This is a genomic window from Maritimibacter sp. 55A14, from assembly GCF_003122205.1.
In the GTDB taxonomy this organism is placed as follows: domain Bacteria; phylum Pseudomonadota; class Alphaproteobacteria; order Rhodobacterales; family Rhodobacteraceae; genus QEYE01.
This window is the reverse complement of record NZ_QEYE01000032.1, coordinates 1-20,920: the sequence shown is the minus strand read 5'-3', so window position 1 is coordinate 20,920 and position 20,920 is coordinate 1. Positions and strand designations below refer to the sequence as shown.

Annotated in this window: 19 protein-coding genes and 1 pseudogene; 11 read left to right on the top strand and 9 right to left on the bottom strand. The window is 66.4% G+C overall.

Features of this window, described 5'->3' with window-relative positions; translation table 11 throughout:
• Positions 1 to 39 precede the first annotated feature (39 nt).
• Positions 40 to 378: a hypothetical protein gene (locus DDZ14_RS19530; protein ID WP_146193185.1), complete on the bottom strand. Its 339-nt coding sequence runs from the start codon at positions 376 to 378 to the stop codon at positions 40 to 42.
• A gap of 460 nt (positions 379 to 838) precedes the next feature.
• Between DDZ14_RS19530 and DDZ14_RS18140 the strand changes: the two genes are divergently transcribed.
• Together DDZ14_RS18140 and DDZ14_RS18135 are read left to right on the top strand one after the other, a co-directional pair.
• Positions 839 to 2,785, top strand: coding sequence for a GTP-binding protein (locus DDZ14_RS18140; protein WP_109426396.1), 1,947 nt, complete (start codon positions 839 to 841; stop codon positions 2,783 to 2,785).
• A gap of 316 nt (positions 2,786 to 3,101) precedes the next feature.
• Positions 3,102 to 3,785, top strand: coding sequence for an outer membrane protein (locus tag DDZ14_RS18135; protein ID WP_109426395.1), 684 nt, complete (start codon positions 3,102 to 3,104; stop codon positions 3,783 to 3,785).
• A gap of 9 nt (positions 3,786 to 3,794) precedes the next feature.
• On the opposite strand, the gene DDZ14_RS18130 is transcribed toward DDZ14_RS18135, so the two are convergent.
• Positions 3,795 to 4,394, bottom strand: coding sequence for a hypothetical protein (locus DDZ14_RS18130; RefSeq protein WP_109426394.1), 600 nt, complete (start codon positions 4,392 to 4,394; stop codon positions 3,795 to 3,797).
• A 464-nt stretch (positions 4,395 to 4,858) separates the two neighbouring features.
• Between DDZ14_RS18130 and petA the strand changes: the two genes are divergently transcribed.
• The 4 genes from petA (at position 4,859) to aroC (ending at position 8,849) form a co-directional block, all read left to right on the top strand.
• Entirely contained in the window at positions 4,859 to 5,422 is a 564-nt protein-coding gene (petA, locus tag DDZ14_RS18125) for a ubiquinol-cytochrome c reductase iron-sulfur subunit (RefSeq protein ID WP_109426393.1), read from the top strand.
• A gap of 11 nt (positions 5,423 to 5,433) precedes the next feature.
• Positions 5,434 to 6,777 (top strand): cytochrome b, encoded by a 1,344-nt coding sequence (gene petB, locus DDZ14_RS18120; RefSeq protein WP_109426392.1) that lies wholly within the window; start codon positions 5,434 to 5,436, stop codon positions 6,775 to 6,777.
• Positions 6,778 to 6,796: 19 nt separating this feature from the next.
• Complete coding sequence (locus DDZ14_RS18115) at positions 6,797 to 7,597, top strand: cytochrome c1 (protein ID WP_109426391.1); 801 nt, start codon at positions 6,797 to 6,799, stop codon at positions 7,595 to 7,597.
• Positions 7,598 to 7,745: 148 nt separating this feature from the next.
• Positions 7,746 to 8,849 (top strand): chorismate synthase, encoded by a 1,104-nt coding sequence (gene aroC / locus DDZ14_RS18110; protein ID WP_109426390.1) that lies wholly within the window; start codon positions 7,746 to 7,748, stop codon positions 8,847 to 8,849.
• A gap of 8 nt (positions 8,850 to 8,857) precedes the next feature.
• Here the strand turns inward: aroC and DDZ14_RS18105 are convergent, their stop codons facing one another.
• The 6 genes from DDZ14_RS18105 to DDZ14_RS18080 all read right to left on the bottom strand — a co-directional run bounded on the left by DDZ14_RS18105 (position 8,858) and on the right by DDZ14_RS18080 (position 15,242).
• Positions 8,858 to 9,736: a DMT family transporter gene (locus DDZ14_RS18105; RefSeq protein ID WP_109426389.1), complete on the bottom strand. Its 879-nt coding sequence runs from the start codon at positions 9,734 to 9,736 to the stop codon at positions 8,858 to 8,860.
• Positions 9,737 to 9,834: 98 nt separating this feature from the next.
• Entirely contained in the window at positions 9,835 to 10,125 is a 291-nt protein-coding gene (locus DDZ14_RS18100; RefSeq protein ID WP_109426388.1) for an HU family DNA-binding protein, read from the bottom strand.
• A 134-nt stretch (positions 10,126 to 10,259) separates the two neighbouring features.
• Entirely contained in the window at positions 10,260 to 11,744 is a 1,485-nt protein-coding gene (locus DDZ14_RS18095; RefSeq protein WP_109426387.1) for an AMP nucleosidase, read from the bottom strand.
• Between the two features lie 4 nt (positions 11,745 to 11,748).
• The gene (gene ade / locus DDZ14_RS18090) at positions 11,749 to 13,563 is read right to left on the bottom strand and encodes an adenine deaminase (RefSeq protein ID WP_109426386.1); all 1,815 of its coding nucleotides are present in this window, start codon (positions 13,561 to 13,563) and stop codon (positions 11,749 to 11,751) included.
• A gap of 48 nt (positions 13,564 to 13,611) precedes the next feature.
• A complete protein-coding gene (locus tag DDZ14_RS18085) occupies positions 13,612 to 14,067 on the bottom strand; it encodes a GAF domain-containing protein (protein ID WP_109426385.1) in 456 nt (151 codons plus the stop codon).
• Complete coding sequence (locus tag DDZ14_RS18080) at positions 14,064 to 15,242, bottom strand: acetyl-CoA C-acyltransferase (protein ID WP_109426384.1); 1,179 nt, start codon at positions 15,240 to 15,242, stop codon at positions 14,064 to 14,066. The genes DDZ14_RS18085 and DDZ14_RS18080 overlap by 4 nt, the downstream gene beginning before the upstream one ends.
• Before the next feature lie 142 nt (positions 15,243 to 15,384).
• Here DDZ14_RS18080 and DDZ14_RS18075 point away from each other — a divergent pair, with 142 nt between their 5' ends.
• From DDZ14_RS18075 to DDZ14_RS20165, 5 genes are all read left to right on the top strand, one after another.
• Positions 15,385 to 15,741: an STAS domain-containing protein gene (locus tag DDZ14_RS18075; RefSeq protein ID WP_109426383.1), complete on the top strand. Its 357-nt coding sequence runs from the start codon at positions 15,385 to 15,387 to the stop codon at positions 15,739 to 15,741.
• Positions 15,742 to 15,745: 4 nt separating this feature from the next.
• The gene (locus tag DDZ14_RS18070) at positions 15,746 to 16,231 is read left to right on the top strand and encodes an ATP-binding protein (protein ID WP_158275562.1); all 486 of its coding nucleotides are present in this window, start codon (positions 15,746 to 15,748) and stop codon (positions 16,229 to 16,231) included.
• Between the two features lie 86 nt (positions 16,232 to 16,317).
• A complete protein-coding gene (locus tag DDZ14_RS18065) occupies positions 16,318 to 16,611 on the top strand; it encodes a hypothetical protein (protein WP_109426381.1) in 294 nt (97 codons plus the stop codon).
• A 163-nt stretch (positions 16,612 to 16,774) separates the two neighbouring features.
• A complete protein-coding gene (gene smc, locus DDZ14_RS18060) occupies positions 16,775 to 20,233 on the top strand; it encodes a chromosome segregation protein SMC (RefSeq protein WP_109426380.1) in 3,459 nt (1,152 codons plus the stop codon).
• A gap of 335 nt (positions 20,234 to 20,568) precedes the next feature.
• Complete coding sequence (locus DDZ14_RS20165) at positions 20,569 to 20,823, top strand: GFA family protein (protein WP_255417518.1); 255 nt, start codon at positions 20,569 to 20,571, stop codon at positions 20,821 to 20,823.
• On the opposite strand, the pseudogene DDZ14_RS18050 reads toward DDZ14_RS20165, so the two are convergent.
• Positions 20,807 to 20,920 (bottom strand): annotated as a pseudogene (locus DDZ14_RS18050) (IS5/IS1182 family transposase); the annotation flags it as partial. The gene DDZ14_RS20165 and the pseudogene DDZ14_RS18050 sit on opposite strands and share 17 nt — an antisense overlap.

Below are 20,920 nucleotides of genomic sequence, written 5' to 3'. Positions count from 1 at the left end.
GGCTCCTGAAACGGTTCGCCAGAGACCCGAAAAGCCCAATCAAATCAAGGGGTAGGATTTTCCGGTTCGCCAGCGCAAGCCGTTGATTTCCCTTGCCCCGCACAGCCCTGCACGGCTCACCACTTTATCGATATATATTACTGGCTCGCGGGCGCGGACTTTTGCCCGCAACTCGGCCTGAGAAACTTCGCGGAAGCTGGATACCACGAGAGTTGGGGTGGATTCTGGGCTGCCGTCAGGCAAGACCTTCATGCCGGGCAACGGCCGGCCTCCCGTATTATGGCAAATTTGCGGCGAGTCTTCGTGATCGCGTCGATGCCCCGACACCGGAGTTCCAAGAGGCGAATATTTAAGGCTTTGTAATAAATACATATTCATGAATCTCCGAGGCGGTGCGTATGCGGCGCCCGCGACACACGAACATTTGAAGTACCGTGATCATGCCCCAATTGAAGCTCAAATTTCTCACATTGGAGATCGAGAATTCCATCCTTGAGGGGTCGTGTGCATGTCGCAACGATCCTGGTTGGTAAAGTTGGGCCTGTCTTTGTCATGAGACAAGGAGGCGAGAGAGTATTGGGTTCCGAATGTATCACCGCCACATATACGATCAGCTTCAGTGCTGCCCGAATCCGATCGAAGGGAACATGAACCGGAGGGAGACCGATACCCCGGTCCTCCGGTTGCTGCGCGGAAAGAAACCGGCGGGCCCATCGCTGGCCGTTTGCCCGGAGCCTGGACCGCCCCAAGCGCTCACGCAGCCGAATCCGATCTTCAGCGCCAACCGAAGAGCAACCGCTCGGCCCGGAAATATCCTCATGAATGTTCGGGGCGCGGAATGAAGGATCGAAGCGATATCCCCGCCCGTCCGGCCCCGGCCCCGAACGACATGCTGCTGTCCAAGGGGTCGGACATCGTCAAACCGCTTCGCAATGCGCTGCTGGGTGCGCGAAACTCGGTGGCGATGCTGGCCGAAGAGGCAAGCCCGGAGCTGAAAAGCAAGCTGATCGAGATCCAGCACCGTATCGAAGGGTTCGAGCCGAGCGTCGCCATGATCGGCCAGGTCGGGACGGGCAAGACGGCCTTGACCAATGTGATGGCGGGGCAAATCGGGTTGCTGCCGTCGGATTTCAACCCCCGGACATCGGTCGTCACGACGCTGCATCTTAACGCCCGCCGCCCGCATGATGGGGTCGAGGCGGAGTTCCGGTTCTTCGACGCCGCGGAATGGGAGAGTCTTGAGACCGGCGGCGGGTGTCCGGGCGCGTTTCCCGGCCGTGCCGGTGCCGATGACGAGATCAAGGCGCTGTTGGGCGAGACCCATCGCTTTGATTACTGCGATCGCGACCTGATCGAATGCTATACCTGTCCGGGCGCCCCGGACGGGAGCGGGGACGATCCGGGATGCAAGCAGGGCCGGTTCGCGGAGATCACGAAATCGGCCGATCTCTATCTGGAGGTTCCGCATCTGGGATCGACCTTGTGTTTGCGCGACAAGCCCGGAGGCGATGACAGCACGAAGATGCGCGATCGGATCGCCCTCCAGGCGCTGCAGGAATGCGATCTCTGCGTCGTCGTATTGTCCGCGCACGCGGCACTGAACGCGGCCGACCAGACCCTGATCCAGCTGATCTCGACGTTCGAGAAGCGCCAGGTGATCCTGTTCGTCAATCGCATCGACGAGTTGGAGAACCCAGGCGAGAAGATCCCGGAGATCCGCGACAGCATCCTGGACACGCTGAACCAAATCGGTGTCTCGGAGGATGCCGCGCTGGTTTTCGGTAGCGCCAAATGGGCGGAACTGGCGCTGGCGGGCGATCTCTCGGATCAGCCCAAAGACGACAAGAAGGTGCTGTTAGACATGGCGGACGCTGCCGGTATCGATCTGTTTGAGGATCCCGTCTCGTTCATCTGGACCCTTTCGGGCGTGCCCGAATTGATGTCCGAGATCAACACGCGCATCGTCGAAGGTTCGGGCAGGCGTTTCATCGACGATCTGCGGGCAAGCCTGAAGACCCTGTCCGGCCGCAGGCAGGCCGGCCGCGAGACCGCCGAAGCCACGCGCGGTCCTGGCGGGCCGGGCGATAAAGATGGTGAACATCTGGCCGCCCGGCTGAGCCCCGCGGATTCAAAGAGGACCAGGGGCGTGGATGGTGCCTTCGGCAAGCTGCTCGGCGGCTTTCGCCTGCGTCTGAAGGAGCCGCGTGAGGCAGGTGACGACGTCTCGTCGGATGAGGCTGTCATCCGGCAGGATGTCATGCTGGCCGCGAACGGTGCCGATGCCGAACGCGAGGAACCGGCTGTGCCGGTAGACGATGAGCCGCTGCGGCCCGAAGGCGGTGCCCCGGTTGCGGAAGAGGTTGCACCGGTCGGGATCGACGCGGATGACGATGCCGCCGTCATGCTCGCCATGATCGGCGAGGATGATGACGAAGACGAAGCAGAGAAGCGCGTCCAGCTTGCGCGGGAAGATCGGATGAGCATGTTCCGCGAGCTCGAACTGGCCATCATGAGCCAGTTCGAGGATCTCGAGCACGACGATGGGGCGGAGCGCGCCTTGCCAGCCCTTTCCACCGGGTCCGGACGGCCGGACAATGATGAGGTCCCGCAGGAAGGCGAGTCCGAGCTGGGCCTGATCAAGACCATCTGGACGAGGATGGGCGAGGAGTTCGACCTGACCAGGACCCCTAGTCTGGCCAGGGCCGTCACCGATTTGATCGACGTGCTCGAGACAGGCCGCACGCCTGGCACCATCGCCCCGCAAGTCGAGCACAGCCAGGAGTAACCGGCCTCCACCGCTACTCCGCGCGAACGAGTTGCGCATACAACGCGAGCCGCGTCATCCCGGTGATGGCGGGCATTCTGGTTAAGTGGAACTGCCTACCGGATGGGGGCGGCATCTAAGTCCAGCCGGTCGATTGTCCGAGTGTGCCCAAGGGGTTCGGGCGTATACTCAGCCCCATAATTTGTTTCGCGGGTGCTGATCCATCGGGATAGCTGCACTGCGGTGACAGATGCTCACGAAATCGCGCGGTTTAAGGCAATTTTGACACAACCACCCGTTCAAGTGGTAGAATGGGTTTGCATAACAGGGATGGACCATGTTCGGGCGGTTCGGATTTTCGACATCAATTTTCGTGGCCGCGATTCTGGCGGTTGGCGCGGCGCAGGCGCAGGAGCCGCGGTCGGGCTGGTCGGGCTTCCATGCCGGCGTTTCGGGCGGCTATCAGGCCGGTGATTTCCGGCACGATTTCGTGCCCTTCTTCGGTGCCCCGCCAGGTGACTCGGATCCCGATGGCGTCGTGCTGGGCGGTTTCGCCGGCTATTCGCGCCAGGTCGGCCGGCTCGTCTTCGGTCTCGAGGCGGATGTCGACTTCGGCGATGTGGAGGGCAGTTTCAGCAATCCGGCCGGGGCGACGTCCTCGGGCTCGGCGGATCTGAACTGGCAGGGCTCGATCCGTGCGCGGGTCGGCCTGTCGGGGGAGTTGATGGAACGGCCGGCGCTTTACTATGCCACCGGCGGCTGGGCCGCGGGCGATTACGATTTCGAAGGTGGCGACGCCGCGGGCACGGTCCGGGGCCGGTTTTCCGACACGGCAAATGGCTGGACAGCCGGGGTTGGGGTCGAGTTGAAGGCCACTGACCGGGCCGCGCTGCGACTGGAATACCGATATACCGATCTCGGCAAGGCGTCGGGCGCGCTGGCGCCCGACATACCCTTTGTGAACATGCCGGTCGAAATCGAGTATCACACGATCCGCGCCGGCGTCAGCTTGAGATTCTGAAGTCTCGCGTCACGCGGCCCGGCGCTTGCGCCGCGCCGCGAAGCCGACCCCGCCCAGAGCCCCGAGCAGCAGGAGGCCGGCGGAAGGAAGCGGCACCGGGCTGATTGGCGCGCCGGTGAAAGTGGCGCCCGTCTCAACCGAGTTGCCCCAGCCCAGGACCGAGGGTCCCTCGAACACCACATCGAGCACGGAGCCTTGTGCGAAAGTCACCGAAGGCGTCGAGGTCCACCAGAGCCCGCCGCCGGAGAATTTGCCGAAGAAGGTCTTGAAGAACCCGGATCCGCTGCCGCTGGTCGAGGCCGCATCAGGGTCCGAGAAGGCCAGATCGACCTGTACGTCGAATGTCGCGCCGCCGAAGCCGCTGACATCCCAGACGAAGAAATCGTTCACGAAGATCGAGTCCGTGGGCGATGTCGGCGTCCAGGAAAAATTCTGCGCGCCGCTGGCGAAATTTCCGGTGATCGAACAGCTCAGACAGATGCTTCCGGTGATGTTGGTCGAGATGCTGGAGGCATCGGTGTCGAGAACGAACGTGGGGTAGGTGGCCGCGTTCGCGGCGCCGCCCCCAAGGCCCGCAGCCAACAGGGCTGCGACAACAAAACGTTTCATACCTAACTCCCTTGCCGGGTACCGTTCCGGCGGTCACATGAATTACCCACCCAAGCCACAATGTAGCCGTATTCACGCCACATTGACACCGCGATTGGGACGTTTGGGCGTCAACAAGATGTTTCCCAAAGCGAAACAGGCCGACCGGACGGCGGGGCGGCGGCGAGGCCCCGATCCACGGCGCCGGTGAAAAAAATGTGCATTTAAGGCTCCGGAAATGCCAATCGGCTGTTCACAGCCGGAAGGATTTGCGCTCATACTGCAGCCGATCGCGGGTGACGGGGGATCACGCGGCGGCGGGCGCAATTGCAACAGGGTGCGACATTCTGTTCCGGCTGCGCCCGATTGTCCGATAGACCTTGCCGGTCCCCGGCACTAGAACCACGCGAGAAAGGCTCGGGACTCCGGTCTCTGGCGAACGACAGGTATTGGCCGTTTCAAGGTCAGACAAGGGAGAATGTCTCGTGTCCCACGCAGAAGACAGTTCAGGCACCCGCCGGGATTTCCTCTATTACGCGACCGCCGGCACCGGCGCCGTTGCGACCGGCGCGGCGGTCTGGCCGCTGATCAACCAGATGAACCCGTCCGCCGATGTGCAGGCACTGTCCTCGATCGAGGTCGATATCGCTGGGATCGAGCCCGGCACCCAGCTTACCGTGAAATGGCTCGGCAAGCCGGTCTTCATCCGGCGCCGCACCGCCGAGGAGATCGAGGCGGCGAAGGAGGTCTCGCTCGACGATCTGGTCGATCCGGTCGCGCGCAACGCCAACCTGACGGGCGCGGAACCTGCGACGGATGAGAACCGGGCGCTCGACGAGGCCGGCGAATGGCTGGTCCAGATCGGCGTCTGCACCCATCTGGGCTGCGTCCCGATCGGTGACGGCGCCGGCGATTTCGGCGGCTGGTTCTGCCCCTGCCACGGGTCGCATTACGACACGGCGGGCCGCATCCGCAAAGGCCCAGCGCCGGAGAACCTGCCGGTTCCGGTTGCCGCCTTCCTCGACGAAACCACGATCAAACTGGGTTAAGGGAGAGACAGATGTCAGGCATCCCGCACGATCACTACGAGCCGAAATCCGGTTTCGAGAAGTGGCTTCACTCCCGCCTGCCCATCGTGGCGCTGGCTTATGACACGATCATGATCCCCACCCCCAAGAACCTGAACTGGATGTGGATCTGGGGCATCGTTCTGGCTTTCTGCCTGGTGCTTCAGATCGCCACCGGCGTGGTCCTGGTGATGCATTACACGGCGCATGTGGACATGGCCTTCTCGTCGGTCGAGCACATCATGCGCAACGTCAACGGCGGCTGGGCCATGCGCTACCTGCACTCCAACGGCGCCTCACTCTTCTTCGTGGCGGTCTATGCGCATATCTTCCGGGGGCTCTACTACGGCTCCTACAAGGCCCCGCGCGAGGTGACCTGGATCATCGGCATGCTGATTTACCTGGCGATGATGGGCACCGCTTTCATGGGCTACGTGCTGCCCTGGGGCCAGATGTCCTTCTGGGGCGCCACGGTGATCACCGGTCTCTTCGGCGCGATCCCCGGCATCGGCGAGTCGATCCAGACATGGCTGCTGGGCGGACCCGCGGTGGGCAACGCGACGCTCAACCGGTTCCTGTCGCTGCACTACCTGCTGCCCTTCGTGATCGCGGCGCTGGTCGCGGTGCATATCTGGGCTTTCCACACCACGGGCAACAACAACCCGACCGGTGTCGAGGTGCGGCGCGGCTCTAAGGCCGAAGCCGAGAAGGACACGCTGCCCTTCTGGCCCTATTTCGTCATCAAGGACTTCTTCGCGCTCGCGGTCGTGCTGACGGTGTTCTTCGCCATCGTGGGCTTCATGCCCAACTATCTGGGCCACCCGGACAACTACATTCCCGCGGACCCGCTGGCGACGCCCGCGCATATCGTGCCGGAATGGTACTTCCTGCCCTTCTACGCGATCCTGCGCGCCTTCACCTCCGAGGTATGGGTGGTGCAGATCGCCGGGTTCCTGACCGGCGGCATCGTGACGGCCAAATTCTTCGGGGTCATCGCGATGTTCGGTTCGATCCTGGCGATGGTTCTGGTGCCGTGGCTGGACACGTCCAGCGTGCGTTCCGGCCGCTACCGCCCGGTCTTCAAGTGGTGGTTCTGGCTGCTGGTGGTGGATTTCTTCGCCCTGATGTGGCTGGGCGCCATGCCGGCGGAAGAACCCTATGCCACCTTCTCGCTGATCGCGACGGCCTACTGGTTCGCGTATTTCTTCGTCATCCTGCCGCTTCTGGGCGTGATGGAGAAACCGCTGCCGCAGCCTGCGACGATCGAAGAGGATTTCGACGCGCATTATCCGCCGAAGGCGGGGGACAAGGGCGCCGCCGGCGCACCGGCCGAGTGACGGAAAGGAAAGACAAGCGATGATCAGGAAACTTTCATTCGCCGCGCTGGCCGCTCTCGGACTGGGGGCCGCGCCCGCGCTGGCTGCCGGCGGCGGCGAGCAGCATATCGAGGACTTCGCCTTCTCCTTCGAGGGGCCCTTCGGCACCTATGACCGGATGCAGCTTCAACGCGGCCTCCAGGTGTTCACCGAGGTCTGCTCGGCCTGCCACGGGATGAAGCACCTCTATTTCCGCAACCTGACCGATCCGGGCGGCCCGGAACTGCCGGAGGACCAGGTCAAGGCCTATGCGGCCATGTTCCAGGTTCCCGACGACAGCGACGAGGCCGCGCCCGGCGACACGCGCGAGGGCAAGCCGGCCGACCATTTCCCGGAGAACACCGCGCTGGGCGCGCCGGATCTGAGCGTGATGGCCAAGGCGCGCGCCGGTTTCCACGGCCCCTACGGGCTGGGCATCAACCAGATCGTAAAGGGCATGGGCGGCCCGGAATACATTGCGTCGCTCCTGACCGGCTATACCGGCGAGGAGGTGGAGCAGGCGGGCACGCTGCTTTATGAAAACCACACCTTTCCGGGGGGCCTGATCTCGATGGCGCCGCCGCTCTATGGCGACGATGTGGAATATGCAGACGGGACCGAGGCCACGATCGAGCAGGAATCCAAGGATGTCGCCGCCTTCCTGATGTGGGCGGCGGAGCCGAAGATGATGGCGCGCAAGCAGATGGGCCTGACCTCGGTCATGCTGCTGACGTTGCTGTCGGTCCTCCTCTACCTCACCAACAAGCGGCTCTGGGCGCCGATCAAACGCAAAGACGCCTGACCGCGGCGCCTTGGTGCCGGAGAATGTGTTGCAAGGGGGGCGGGCCAACAGGCGCGCCCCTTTTCGCATCGGGCGGTGAAATGCCGCCGCCTGCATCTTTGCTGGGCGCGCGAATTCCGCTAGACCGTGCTGCGAAGGAGCACATCCCATGTCGATCAACACATTCGGCCGCATGTTCCGCGTCACCACCTGGGGCGAAAGCCACGGTCCGGCGCTCGGCGCCACCGCCGATGGCTGCCCGCCCGGCATCCCGCTGGAGGCGGCGTCGCTCCAACATTGGCTCGACCGGCGCAAACCCGGTCAGAGCAAGTACACCACCCAGCGGCGGGAAGCCGACGAGGTGGAGATCCTGTCGGGCGTCTACGAGGGCCAGTCCACCGGCACGCCGATCCAGCTCATGATCCGTAATACCGACCAGCGGTCGAAGGACTACGGAGACATCGCCGACAAGTTCCGCCCCGGACATGCCGATATCACCTATTGGCAGAAATACGGCATTCGCGATCCGCGGGGCGGCGGGCGATCCTCGGCTCGCGAGACCGCGGCACGGGTCGCGGCGGGCGGCATCGCGCGCGCGGCGCTGGCCGCGCTGGCGCCGCAGATCGCGATCACCGGCTACATGACCCGGATGGGCGAGCTGGGCATCGACCGCGACCGTTTCGATGCCGAGGAGATCGGCCGCAACCCGTTCTGGGTGCCCGACGCGAAGGCCGCCGAGGACTGGGCGATGTATCTGGACGGGTTGCGCAAGTCCGGCAGTTCCGTCGGCGCAATGATCGAGGTGACGGCCTCGGGCGTTCCCGCCGGGCTGGGTGCGCCGGTCTATGGTAAACTCGATACCGATCTTGCAGCGGCGATGATGTCGATCAACGCAGTCAAGGGCGTGGAGATCGGCGAAGGCATGGGCGCCGCCCTGCTGACCGGTGAGGCCAACGCCGACGAGATCACCATGGGCGAGACCGGGCCGGAGTTCTCGTCCAACCACGCGGGCGGAATCCTCGGCGGCATCTCCACCGGACAGGATGTCGTGGTGCGTTTCGCGGTCAAGCCGACCTCCTCGATCCTGACGCCGCGCCGCACGATCACCCGGTCGGGCGAGCCCACCGAGATCGTGACCAAGGGCCGCCACGACCCCTGCGTGGGTATCCGCGCGGTCCCTGTGGGCGAGGCGATGATGGCCTGTGTTCTGCTCGACCACCTGCTGCTGCATCGCGGGCAGGTGGGCGACGGGCCGCGCGGCCGGATCGGCTGATCGTCCGCTCAGGCGCGTCTCAAGGCCCGCTGCCGCGATAGCTGCACCGCCAGGATGCCGCCCATGATGATGGTGACGCCCAGGATGTCATGCGGGCCCAGCGCCTCGCCCAAAAGGATCGCGGCGATCGCCACGCCCAGGAATGGATTGAGGAAGTGGAAGGTGGCCGCGCGCGTCGCGCCGATCCGGCCCACCAGCAGGAACCACACGAAGGTCGCCGCGAGCCCTGGTATCAGCGTGGTGTAGACGAAGGCGGCGATCAGCACCGGGTGCCAGGTGACCTCCCAGCTTTCCAGCGCCAGCGCAGGGACCGTCAGCACCGCGCTGCCCACCAGCATCTGCAGCCCGACCACCATCAGCAGGTTGCCGCCCGCCGAGGCGCCGCGCACCGAGAGCGTGGCGAAGGTCAGCGCCAGGACCCCGATCAGGCAGAAGATCACCCCCAGCGTGTCCACCCCGCCGGTCAGCCGGTCGCCCATGATGATCGCGACCCCGGAGAAGCCGGCGAAGAGACCGATGATCCCCAGCGCGGGCAGTCTTTCGCGGAAGATGAGCCAGCTCGCCGCGGCGACCAGCAGCGGCATGGTGGAGGCGATGATCGCGGCCAGCCCGGCCTCGATCCACTGCATGGCTACGAAGTTCAGCCCCAGATAGAGCGCGTTCTGGCAGACGCCGAAAAGCACCGTCGCGCCCCATTGCGGCCGCGACAGCCGTGCCCGCTGTCCCATCGCATAGGCGATGGCCACCGCGAGAAGTCCCGAGATCAGGAAGCGCAGCGCCAGCGCACTCAGCGGCGGCATGTCCTGAACGATGATCCGGGCAGAGGCAAAGGCGCTCGACCACATCGTGGCGAATGCCAGACCCATCAGGATCGCGCGAATATCCATCTTTCCGGTGGCTCCCGACTGACAAAAAATAAGGCCGCCCGAAGGCGACCCTAGACGATGCTTGCAGGGGATTTAAGCCCTGCGTTGCATCGTATCCGTCAGCCGTTGACGCTGTCCTTGAGCGCTTTGGCGATGGTCATTTTCACGACCTTGTCCGCCGGCTTGTGGATCTGCTCGCCCGTGGCAGGGTTGCGCACCATGCGCGCCGCCCGCTCGCGGCAATAGACCTTGCCGACACCCGGCAGCGTCACGGCGCCGCCGTTGGAGACTTCGCGGGTGATGATGTCGGTCAGCGCGTCGATGGCGCCGCCTGCGCTTTTCTTGTCCATCCCGGTCGCATCGGCGAGGCTTGCCACCAGTTGCGTCTTGGTCATCGGTTTCTGTGCCATTTCACTGCTCCTCTGTTGCCCACTGTTGATTGGGGCCGATTGCTAGAATCTACCTGAATATTGAGGGGACACACAATCTTTAGTGGCACGTTTCGTAGCGAAAATCGTCAGAATCTGCTATTTTTCGCCCAATTTCACAGGAACGCGGTCTCCTCGAAGCTTCTCAGCTTGCGGGAATGGAGCCTTTCAAGCGGCATGTCGCGCAGTGATTCAAGCGCCCGGACACCGATTGCCAGGTGTCTGCGGACCTGCGTCCGGTAGAATTCGGTGGCCATTCCGGGCAGTTTCAGTTCCCCGTGCAGTGGCTTGTCGGAGACGCAGAGCAGCGTGCCATAGGGTACCCGGAAACGGTAGCCATTGGCCGCGATCGTGGCCGATTCCATGTCCAGCGCGATGGCGCGGGACTGCGACAGGCGCTGCACGGGGCCGGACTGGTCGCGCAGTTCCCAGTTGCGGTTGTCGATCGTGGCCACTGTGCCGGTGCGCATGATCTGCTTGAGGTCGTAGCCGTCGAGCTTTGTGACCTCCGCCACCGCGCGTTCCAACGCGATCTGGATCTCCGCCAGCGCCGGGATCGGGACCCAGACCGGCAAGTCGTCGTCGAGCACGTTGTCCTCGCGCAGATAGGCATGCGCCAGCACGAAGTCGCCAAGATTCTGCGAGTTGCGGAGCCCCGCGCAGTGGCCCACCATCAGCCAGGCATGGGGCCTGAGCACGGCGATGTGGTCGGTCGCGGTCTTCGCGTTGGACGGTCCCACCCCGATATTGACCAGCGTGATCCCGGAATGATCCGGCCGCTTGAGATGATAGGCGGGCATCTGCGGCATCCGTTCCAGCGCCGGCACCCGGTCGCCGGGCCGGGTCAGCACGGCATCGCCCGGCATCACGAAGGCGGTGTAGCCCGAGTCCGCATCGCCCAGCTGTTCCAGCGCATAGGTGGCGAACTCGTCCACGTAGAACTGGTAATTGGTGAAGAGGACGTGATTCTGGAAATGCTCCGGCGCGGTCGCGGTGTAATGCGCCAGCCGGGCCAGCGAATAATCCACCCGCTGCGCGGTGAAAGGCGCCAGCGGGCCGGTGCCGTCCTCGTTCAGCGTGCGCTTGCCGTTGACGATGTCGTCATTGGTGGTAGTCAGGTCCGGCACGTCGAAGACATCGCGCAGCGTGTAGCCAAGCACCCCTTCCTGCGGGATGGTCAGCGCTTCGTCGCCGGGCAGGGCGAAATGCACCGGGATCGGCGTCGTGGAGGGACGGATCTCGACCTCGACGCCGTGATTGTCCAGCAGCAGGTCGATCTGCTGGGTCAGGTAATCCTCGAAGAGATCGGGCCGGGTGACGGTCGCGGTATAGGTGCCGGGCTCGGTCACATGGCCAAAGGACAGCCGGCTGTCGATCTTGGCAAAGGAACTCGTTGTGATGCGCAACTCGGGATAGAAGGCGCGGTAGCGGTGCGCGGGGTGCGGGCCGGTCAGCGTTTCGGCGAAATGCGCGCGCAGGAAACCCGTCGCCTCGGCATAGAGCGCCTGGAGATGCGCGACCGCCGCCGCGCCGGAACGGAAGACCTGCGCGGCGCGCTCGGGCGGGGTGTCCACCGGGAGGTTGCGGTTCGGCGGGCGCATCCGGTCAGCCACCCTCGGGCTCGAAGAGGTCGGTCAGCTCGAACCGGCTGACATCGACAAGCCCGAGATCGGAGATGCGCAGTTCCGGGATCACGACCAGGGCCAGCAGCGAGTGCTGCATATAGGCGTTGTTGAGGCGGCATCCGCAATCGGCCATGGCATGGACCATGCGTTCCGCGCTGGCGGCCACATCCTCGGCGGGCGCGTCGGACATCAGCCCGGCGATGGGCAATTCCACCAGCGCCAGTTCCGCGCCGTCTTTCCAGACAGTGATGCCCCCGCCGACCTCGCCCAGGCGGTTGGCAGCCGCGGCCATCATATCGCGGTCGGTGCCCACCACGATCATGTGGTGGCTGTCATGCGCCACGGTCGAGGCGATTGCCATGCGCCCGCGATAGCCGAAGCCCGACACGAAGCCGTTGACGACACCGCCGGTGCCGCGGTGCCGTTCGACCAGCGCGATCTGGCAGATGTCGCGTCTCTCGTCGCCCGAAACCCGCCCGTCGGCGACCGGCAGTTCCGCGCTGAGCGCCTTGGTCGGCGCCTGATTCTCCACCACGCCGATCACCCGCGCCCTGACCCGGTTCGCGCCCTCCGGCGCGGCGATGGCGAAGTCTTCGGCCGCCAGGTGCTTGCCCAGATGCACGGTGGCGCGCACGTCGTCGGGCCAGGCGAGATGCGGGCAGTCGACCGAGATCTCGCCGGCGACGGCGACTGGCTGGCCGCGCGCAAGCACGCCGTGGATGGGCAGGGTCCGTAGATCGGAGGTCAGGATAACGTCGGCGCGGCGGCCCGGCGCGATCGAGCCCAGTTCGCGTTCCAGCCCGAAATGCGTGGCGGTGTTGATCGTGGCCATCTGAAGCGCCACCAACGGGTCGCAGCCGCAGGCGATGGCATGGGTGACGACACGGTTCATGTGCCCCTCGCGCACCAGCGTGCCGGAATGGCTGTCGTCGGTGCAGAGGATGAAGTTGCGGGGGTCCAGCCCTTGCTCGGTTATGGCCGTGATCTGGCGCTCCACGTCGTACCAGGCGCTGCCCAGCCGCATCATCGCGCGCATGCCCTGGCGCACGCGGGCCATCGCGTCGGCCTCGCAGGTGCCTTCATGGTCGTCCGCCGGGCCGCCCGCTGCATAGGCGTGGAAGGCCGGACCGAGGTCGGGCGAGGCATAATGCCCGCCCACCGTCTTGCCGGCGTTCTGCGTCGCCGCGATCTCCGCCAGCATCTTGCTGTCGCCGGCGATCACGCCGGGAAAGTTCATCATCTCGCCCAGCCCGATGATGCCGGGCCAGGTCATTGCCTCGGCCACATCCTCGGGCGTGATCTCGTGGCCCGTCGTCTCCAGCCCCGGCGCCGAGGGCGCGCAGGATGGCATCTGCGTGAAGATGTTGATGGGTTGCAGAAGCGCCTCGTCATGCATCAGTTTCACGCCCCTGAGCCCCAGCACATTGGCGATCTCATGGGGGTCGGTGAACATCGTGGTGGTGCCGTGGGGGATCACCGCGCGGGCGAATTGCGCCGGGGTCAGCATGCCCGATTCGATGTGCATATGCGCATCGCAGAGCCCCGGCACCATGTAGAGCCCCTGCGCCTCGATCACCTCGGTATTCTCGCCGATGCAATGCGAGGCGTCGGGCCCGCAATATGCGAAGCGCCCGTCGGCGATGGCGATGTCGTGGCCAGCCAGCGCCTCGCGCGTGTGCACGTTGACCCAGACGCCGTCCAGGATCACCAGATCGGCCGGCTCGCGTCCCGCCGCGACCCCGATCAGGCGCGGCGCGGCCTCGGCCCAGGACTTGATGGGGTTCCGATGCTTCATGGTGCAATGTTTCACGGCTTTGCCAGTGTGCGCAAGGGCTTGGGCGTATCACGTCCGCGCGAACACCGCGTGCAGGATTGCGGCCAGTTCGCGCGCATCCGTGCCGTCGAACGCATCCGGCTGGTCGCTGTCGATATCGAAGACGGCGATCAGCTCGCCCGCGGCGCCGAAGACCGGCAGCACCAGTTCGGACCGGGTCGAGGAGGCGCAGGCGATATGGTCCTGGAAAGTGTCGACATCGGCCACGATCTGCGGCGTGCCGCTTCGCGCCGCAGCGCCGCAGACCCCGCGCGAGAACGGGATCGTCAGGCAGCCATGCCCACCCTGATACGGCCCGATCTTCAGCAGTTCGGGTGCCACCACGCGGTAGAACCCGACCCAGTCGAATCTGTCATCGGCATGGAAGACCTCGCAGGTCACCGTCGCCATCAGCGCGACGCGGTCGCTCTCGCCCTCGGTCAGGCTGGCGATGCTGCGGGCCAGCGCCGGGTAATCCGCCCTCACGGCCGCTCGATGGCGAAGGCCGTCCCCTCGCCGCCGCCGATGCAGATCGCGGCCACCCCGCGCTTCAGCCCGCGCTTTTCCAGAGCGTTGAGCAGCGTCACGATGATCCGCGCACCCGAGGCGCCGATCGGGTGGCCGAGCGCGCAGGCCCCGCCATTGACGTTGAGCTTCTCGCGCGGCACGCCCATTTCGGCCATGAAGGCCATCGGCACCACGGCGAAAGCCTCGTTCACCTCCCACAGATCGACATCCTCGACCGACCAGCCGATGCGTTCCAGCAGTTTCTTCGCGGCGGGCACGGGCGCGGTGGTGAACCAGCCCGGCGCCTGGGCGTGGCTGGCATGGCCCAGCACATGCGCGCGGACCTTCAGCCCGGCCTTGTCCGCGGCGTCCCCGCGCGCCAGAACCAGCGCCGCCGCCCCGTCGGAGATCGACGAGGAATTGGCCGGCGTCACGGTGCCGTCCTTGCGGAAGGCGGGTTTGAGATGCGGGATCTTCTCGGGCCGCGCCTGTCCGGGCTGTTCGTCCTCGGCGATCACGCTCTCGCCCTTGCGGGAGGTGACGGTGACCGCCGCGATCTCGCCCTCGAAGGCGCCGGATTTCTGCGCCTCCAGCGCGTTGGTGAGCGAGCCCAGCGCGTATTCGTCCTGCGCCTCGCGGGTGAACTGGTATTTCTCGGCGCAATCCTCGGCGAAGGTGCCCATCAGGCGGCCCTTGTCATAGGCGTCTTCCAGCCCGTCGAGGAACATGTGGTCGATCACCTGGGCATGCCCCAGCCGCGCGCCGCCGCGCATCTTGGGCAGCAGGTAGGGCGCGCTGGTCATGCTCTCCATGCCGCCCGCCACCATGATGTCGGCACTGCCGAGCGCGAGCTGGTCGACCGCCATCATCGCGGTCTTCATGCCCGACCCGCACATCTTGTTGACGGTCGTGGCCGGCACGTCCTCGCCCAGGCCGGCCTTGAAGCCCGCCTGCCGCGCCGGGGCCTGACCGATGCCCGCGGGCAGGACGCAGCCCATCAGCAACTCCTGCACATGGATCGGCGCAGCACCCGCATCCTCCAGCGCCGCGCGGACCGCGGTTCCGCCCAGATCGGCCGCGCCGGTTTCGGTGAACACGCCCTGAAATCCGCCCATCGGGGTGCGCGCGGCACCCGCAATCACCACCTTGTCCATCGCTGCCTCCTGACTGGATTGACCCCTCTTCATATCCCAGCCGCGATGGCGGAATTCAAGGGGCATGGCCGGTGACGGATTGGTAAGACTCGGGCGTCTAGACTGGCGCGGCCCGGAGCGGGGCAAGGACGGAGGACGCAGAATGCAGCTCGAAACCCGACGGACCGGCGACCAGCTTTACGTGCGCGCGGGCGAAGCCCGGCTGGATGCGGCGGTGGCGATCCGCTTCAAGGACCGGTTTCGCGATGCGCTCGACGACGCGGTGCGGCGGGTCGTTCTGGATCTCTCGCAGGTGGAGTTCATCGACAGCAGCGGGTTGGGCGCGGTCGTCGCGGTCCTCAAACTCGCGGGGCCGGAACGCAGCTTTACCCTCGCGGGGCTCAATCCGGCGGTTGAAAAGGTATTCCGCCTGACCCGCATGGACACGGTCTTCACGATCGAGCCGGCCGGTGGCGCGCGGGCCGATGCCCCGGACGCCGTCCGGGCGGGCACGGGCTGACACCATGAACGGCGCACCCTGGAACCGGATTGCTGACATCCACAACCTCATGCCCGGCACCGCCCAGGCCACGCGGCGCAATGTCGGCTTCGTTGCTGCGATCGCGCGGCGGCGGACGGGCTGCGATCCCGACCGCGTGGAAACCGTGCTCGCCGAGGTCCTCAACAATGTCGTGGAACATGCCTGCCGGAACCGCGCCGGGCATGTCGTGGGGCTGGAAGTCTGGCTTCTGCCCCGCGACATATGGGTCCGGGTCACGGATGACGGGCTGCCGATGCCCGGCGCGCAGTTGCCCGAGGCGAAGGCCACACCGCCCGAGGCGCTGCCCGAAGGCGGTTTCGGCCTGTCACTGATCCGCCGGCTCGCGCGCGACTTGCGCTACCGGCGTGAGGATGGCCGCAACATCCTGACGTTCCGCGTTTCCGCCGAAACCGCGCCAAGGGTATCCGCGCCCAGGCGACCCGCCGAACGGCGCACCGCCGGGGTGTAAGGCCGCAGGTGTGGGCCGGCGCCCCGCGCGCCGTGCGGGCGCGCATCGAGTTGCGTTAACCTCCGGTAAACCATCAGCGGCGCAACATGGCCGCGATGTGGAGATACCTGCCCCTGCTCCTGGCCGCCGCCTGCAACACGCCCGGACCGCCGGGGCAGTACCGGCTCTACCAGACGGTCGAGGTCGAGGGCAGCCGGTTCCGCGTCTACCACGACGCCCGCACGGCGGTCGCGATCCGCACCAACCTCGATCTCGCCCCCCGCACGGCGACAATCTTCCCCCGCGCCGAAAGCGCCATTCTGCAAGCCACCGGCTGCCGCATCATTCCGGGCACGATGCAGGGCGATCCGGCGCTGATACACGCCGATATCGTCTGCTGAGCGCCACGCGTGCCCCTGACCGGCGGTTCGCCGCGCAGCATTACCAATATCTTGTGGATAATCCCACCTCCTACGCCATATGCGGGTGTTTGCGGTTGACTCGCGCGCGCTTGGGCCGAAAAATCGCCAAACCGGGCGGAATCACCGAGAAGAGCAGGCAAGCGTGCGTTTCACCAGACTCAGACTGAACGGCTTCAAGAGCTTCGTCGATCCGACGGACCTGTTGATCTCGGACGGTCTGACCGGCGTCGTCGGGCCAAATGGCTGCGGCAAGTCCAACCTGCTGGAGGCGCTGCGCTGGGTGATGGGCGAAAACCGGCCCTCGGCGATGCGCGGCGGCGGAATGGAGGATGTAATCTTCGCCGGAGCGGCCTCACGCCCGGCGCGCAATTTCGCCGAAGTGGCGATCACCATCGACAATTCCGAGCGTCTGGCCCCGGCGGGGTTCAACGATCAGGATATCCTGGAGATCACCCGCCGCATCACCCGCGACGCAGGCAGTGCCTTCAAGGCGGCGGGCGAGGATGTGCGCGCGCGCGATGTGCAGATGCTTTTTGCCGACGCCTCCACCGGGGCGCATTCGCCCGCACTCGTCCGGCAGGGCCAGATTTCCGAGCTGATCAACGCCAAGCCCAAGAACCGCCGCCGCATCCTGGAGGAAGCCGCGGGCATCTCGGGGCTCTATCAGCGCCGGCATGAGGCCGAGCTGAAGCTGCGCGGGGCGGAGAACAACCTGACCCGTGTCGAGGACGTGCTGGAGAACCTCGCACAGCAGCTCTCGCAGCTTGCCCGGCAGGCCAAGCAGGCGGCGCGCTACCGGCAGATCGGGACCGAGTTGCGGCAGGCCGAGGGGCTTTTGCTCTACCGCCGCTGGCGCGAGGCGGAGACTTCCCGGCTGGCCGCGCAGACCGCACTGACCGAACTGACCAAGGCCGCCGCACAGGCCGAGGGCCGGGCGCGCGAGGCTGCGAAGGAACGCGAGACACGCGACACCGCGCTCCCGCCGCTGCGCGAGGAGGAGGCGATTGCCGCCGCAATCCTGCAACGGCTGAGCGTGGAGCGCGACACGCTGCGCGACCGCGAGGCGCAGGCGGAACAGGCCATCGAGACGCTGACCGGCCGGATCGAGCAGCTTTCCCGCGACATCGAGCGTGAGACGGTACTCAACCACGACGCGGGGGAAACCATCGAGCGGCTGGAATGGGAACAGTCGCAGATCGCCGCCGCCGACGAGGGCCATGCCGGGAAGCTGGAGGCCGCCGCCGAGGAAGCCCGCGCCGCCGCCGCCGTGCTGCAGGACCGCGAAACAACGCTCGACCAGGTGACCGAGGATGTCGGGCGGCTGTCGGCCCGGCATCAGTCGGCGCATCGGACGCTGGAGGACGCTCGCAAGACGCTCGAGAAGAACGAGGCCGAGGCCGCCCGCGCCCGCGCCGCCGTCGCCGAGGCGCAGCAGGCGCAGGATGCCGCCGCCGCGGATTTCGGCGCTGCCGAGGCCGCGCAGGCCGAAGCCGCCGCAGCCGCCGAGGCCGCCGAGGCCGCGCTGGTCGCCGCCGACGATGCGCGCGCCGAGACCCAGGCGCGGGAGGCGGAGGCGCGCGCCGAGCATTCCGAGGCCGAGGGCGAAGCCAGCGCGCTGCGTGCCGAGGTCGGTGCGCTGGCCCGGCTGGTGGAGCGCGAGGCGGGCGAGGGCACGCAGGTGCTCGACCGGGTGCGGGTGTCGTCGGGATACGAGGCGGCGCTGGGCGCGGCGCTGGCCGACGATCTGCGCGCCGCCGAGGTGGAGGCGGGCGATACGGGCACCGGCTGGGCGCGGCTGTCAGGCTATCCCGCGCCGCAGCCGCTGCCCGAAGGCGTCGATGCGCTGACCAGTTATGTCTCGGTGCCCGAGGTTCTGGCGCGCCGCATGGCGCAGGTCGGGCTGGTGGACCGGGCCGACGGGCCGCGCTTGCAGGAGGCGTTGAAACCCGGCCAGCGGCTGGTCAGCGTGGAGGGCGACCTGTGGCGCTGGGACGGGTTCCGCACCGCGGCCGAGGATGCGCCTTCGGCCGCCGCGCTGCGGCTCCAGCAGCTCAACCGCCTGGTCCAGCTCAAGCGCGACCTGGAGGAGGCGAACGCGCGTGCGGATGGCGCGGCGCGCGCCCACAATCACCTGGCCGAGCGGCTGGCCGAGCTGACCCGCGCCGACCGTGATGCGCGCGACGCCCGGCGTGACGCCGACCGCGCCGTGACCGAGGCGAACCGCAGGCTCTCGCGGGCCGAGGCCGACCGCTCCATCGCCGCGGGCAAGTTGGAATCGCAGCGTCTCGCCGTGGCCCGCTACGAGGACGAAGCCGGCGCGGCCCGCCTGCATGTGACCGAGGCCGAGGCGCAGGTTGCCGGGCTCGACGATCTGGATGCCGCCAAGGCGCAGGTCGAGGATCTGCGCATGGCGGTGGAGGCGGCGCGCATGACCATGATGGCGCGCCGCGCCACCCATGACGAGCTCAAGCGCGAGGGCGAAGCCCGGACCCGGCGCCGCCAGGAGATCACCAAGGAGATCAGCGGCTGGCGGCACCGCCTGGACACTGCGGGCAAGCGGATCGCCGAGCTGGAGGAGCGCAAGGCCGCCAGCGTCGCGGAACTGGAGACCGCGCAAGCCCTGCCGGGCCGGATCGCCGCGCAGCGCGAGGAGCTCTCGGGCAAGATCGAGGCGGCCGAGACCCGCCGCCGCGCCGCCGCCGATGCGCTGGCGGAGGCCGAGACGGCCCTGCGGGGCGCCGAACAGGCGGAACGCGAGGCCGAACGCGCCGCCTCCGACGCGCGCGAGCGCCGGGCCCGCGCCGAGGCCACCGCCGACGCTGCCACCGAGGCCGTATCCGCCGCCGCCCACCGTATCGAGGAGGAACTGGAGACCACGCCCGAAGACCTACTGCACATCCTTGCCGCGGACCCCGATAAGATGCCGCCATCGGAGAGGATCGAGGCGGATGTGAACCGCCTGCGCCGCGCCCGCGACGCGCTGGGCGCGGTCAACCTACGCGCCGAGGAAGACGCCCGCGAGGTCGAGGAGGAACATGACAGGCTTGCCACCGAGATGTCGGACCTGCAGGAGGCGATCTCGAAGCTGCGCGCCGGCATCGCCAGCCTCAACCGCGAGGGGCGCGAGCGCCTGCTGACCGCCTTCGAGGAGGTGAACCGCAACTTCGCGACGCTCTTCACGCATCTCTTCGGCGGCGGCGAGGCCAAGCTGGTGCTGGTGGAAAGCGACGACCCGCTGGAGGCGGGGCTGGAGATCATGTGCCAGCCGCCGGGCAAGAAGCTCTCGACACTGAGCCTCCTGTCGGGGGGCGAGCAGACGCTGACCGCGCTGGCGCTGATCTTCGCGGTCTTCCTGGCCAATCCCGCGCCGATCTGCGTACTCGACGAGGTCGATGCGCCGCTCGACGATGCCAATGTGACGCGCTTCTGCGACCTTCTGGACGAGATGACGCGCCGCACTCAGACGCGCTTCCTGATCATCACCCACCACGCCGTCACGATGGCCCGGATGGACCGTCTCTTCGGCGTGACGATGGGCGAACAGGGGGTCAGCCAGCTTGTCAGCGTGGACCTGAAAAAGGCCGAGCAGATGGTGGCGTGACACCTGTGATGGCGACCGGCTCCACAGGATCGCTGTCGGGATTGGCGGCGAACGGGCGATCCAGTCGAGGAACTTCCAAGATGCCGCCACGCCACGCCGGTTCGAGCGACGTGCGCCTGCGTATAGGCCCGTGACACCGGGGCCGGGATCGAAGACGGCGATACCTCGGGGACGGTGCGGCGAGCCAGATTGTTCGACCTTTCCCGGCAGCATAGCCGACCCATCCGGGCGAAGCGGACATTCACGCGAAGCGCAGAGAGCGGTGGGAGGGGGTCCAGATTGACTGATGCTGCATCGAGGATGAGCGTCTGGTTTCTGAAACATGCGTTTACGCGGTGGGCGTATCCTGGGATCACGGGCAATGTGCTGCATTATCGGAGAACTCACAATTGAATGAGAAGCAGAGAATCACGACCGGAGGCTGCCTCTGCGGAGCAACACGCTTCAGGGCTATTGGTCCTAATAAGGGTGCGGGGTATTGCCATTGCGAAAGTTGTCGACGTCACACTGGCGCACCGGTTGCCGCATTCGTAGTATTTGACGCGAAACAGGTCGAATGGCTAGGGTCAGGACTCATAGCCAATAGATGACGGTTGCGGCGAGTGCGATGGCGGAGAGGAATACCTTCGGGCATCGGTCATATCGGGTTGCGACCCGTCGCCAGTCTTTGAGCCTACCGAACATGAT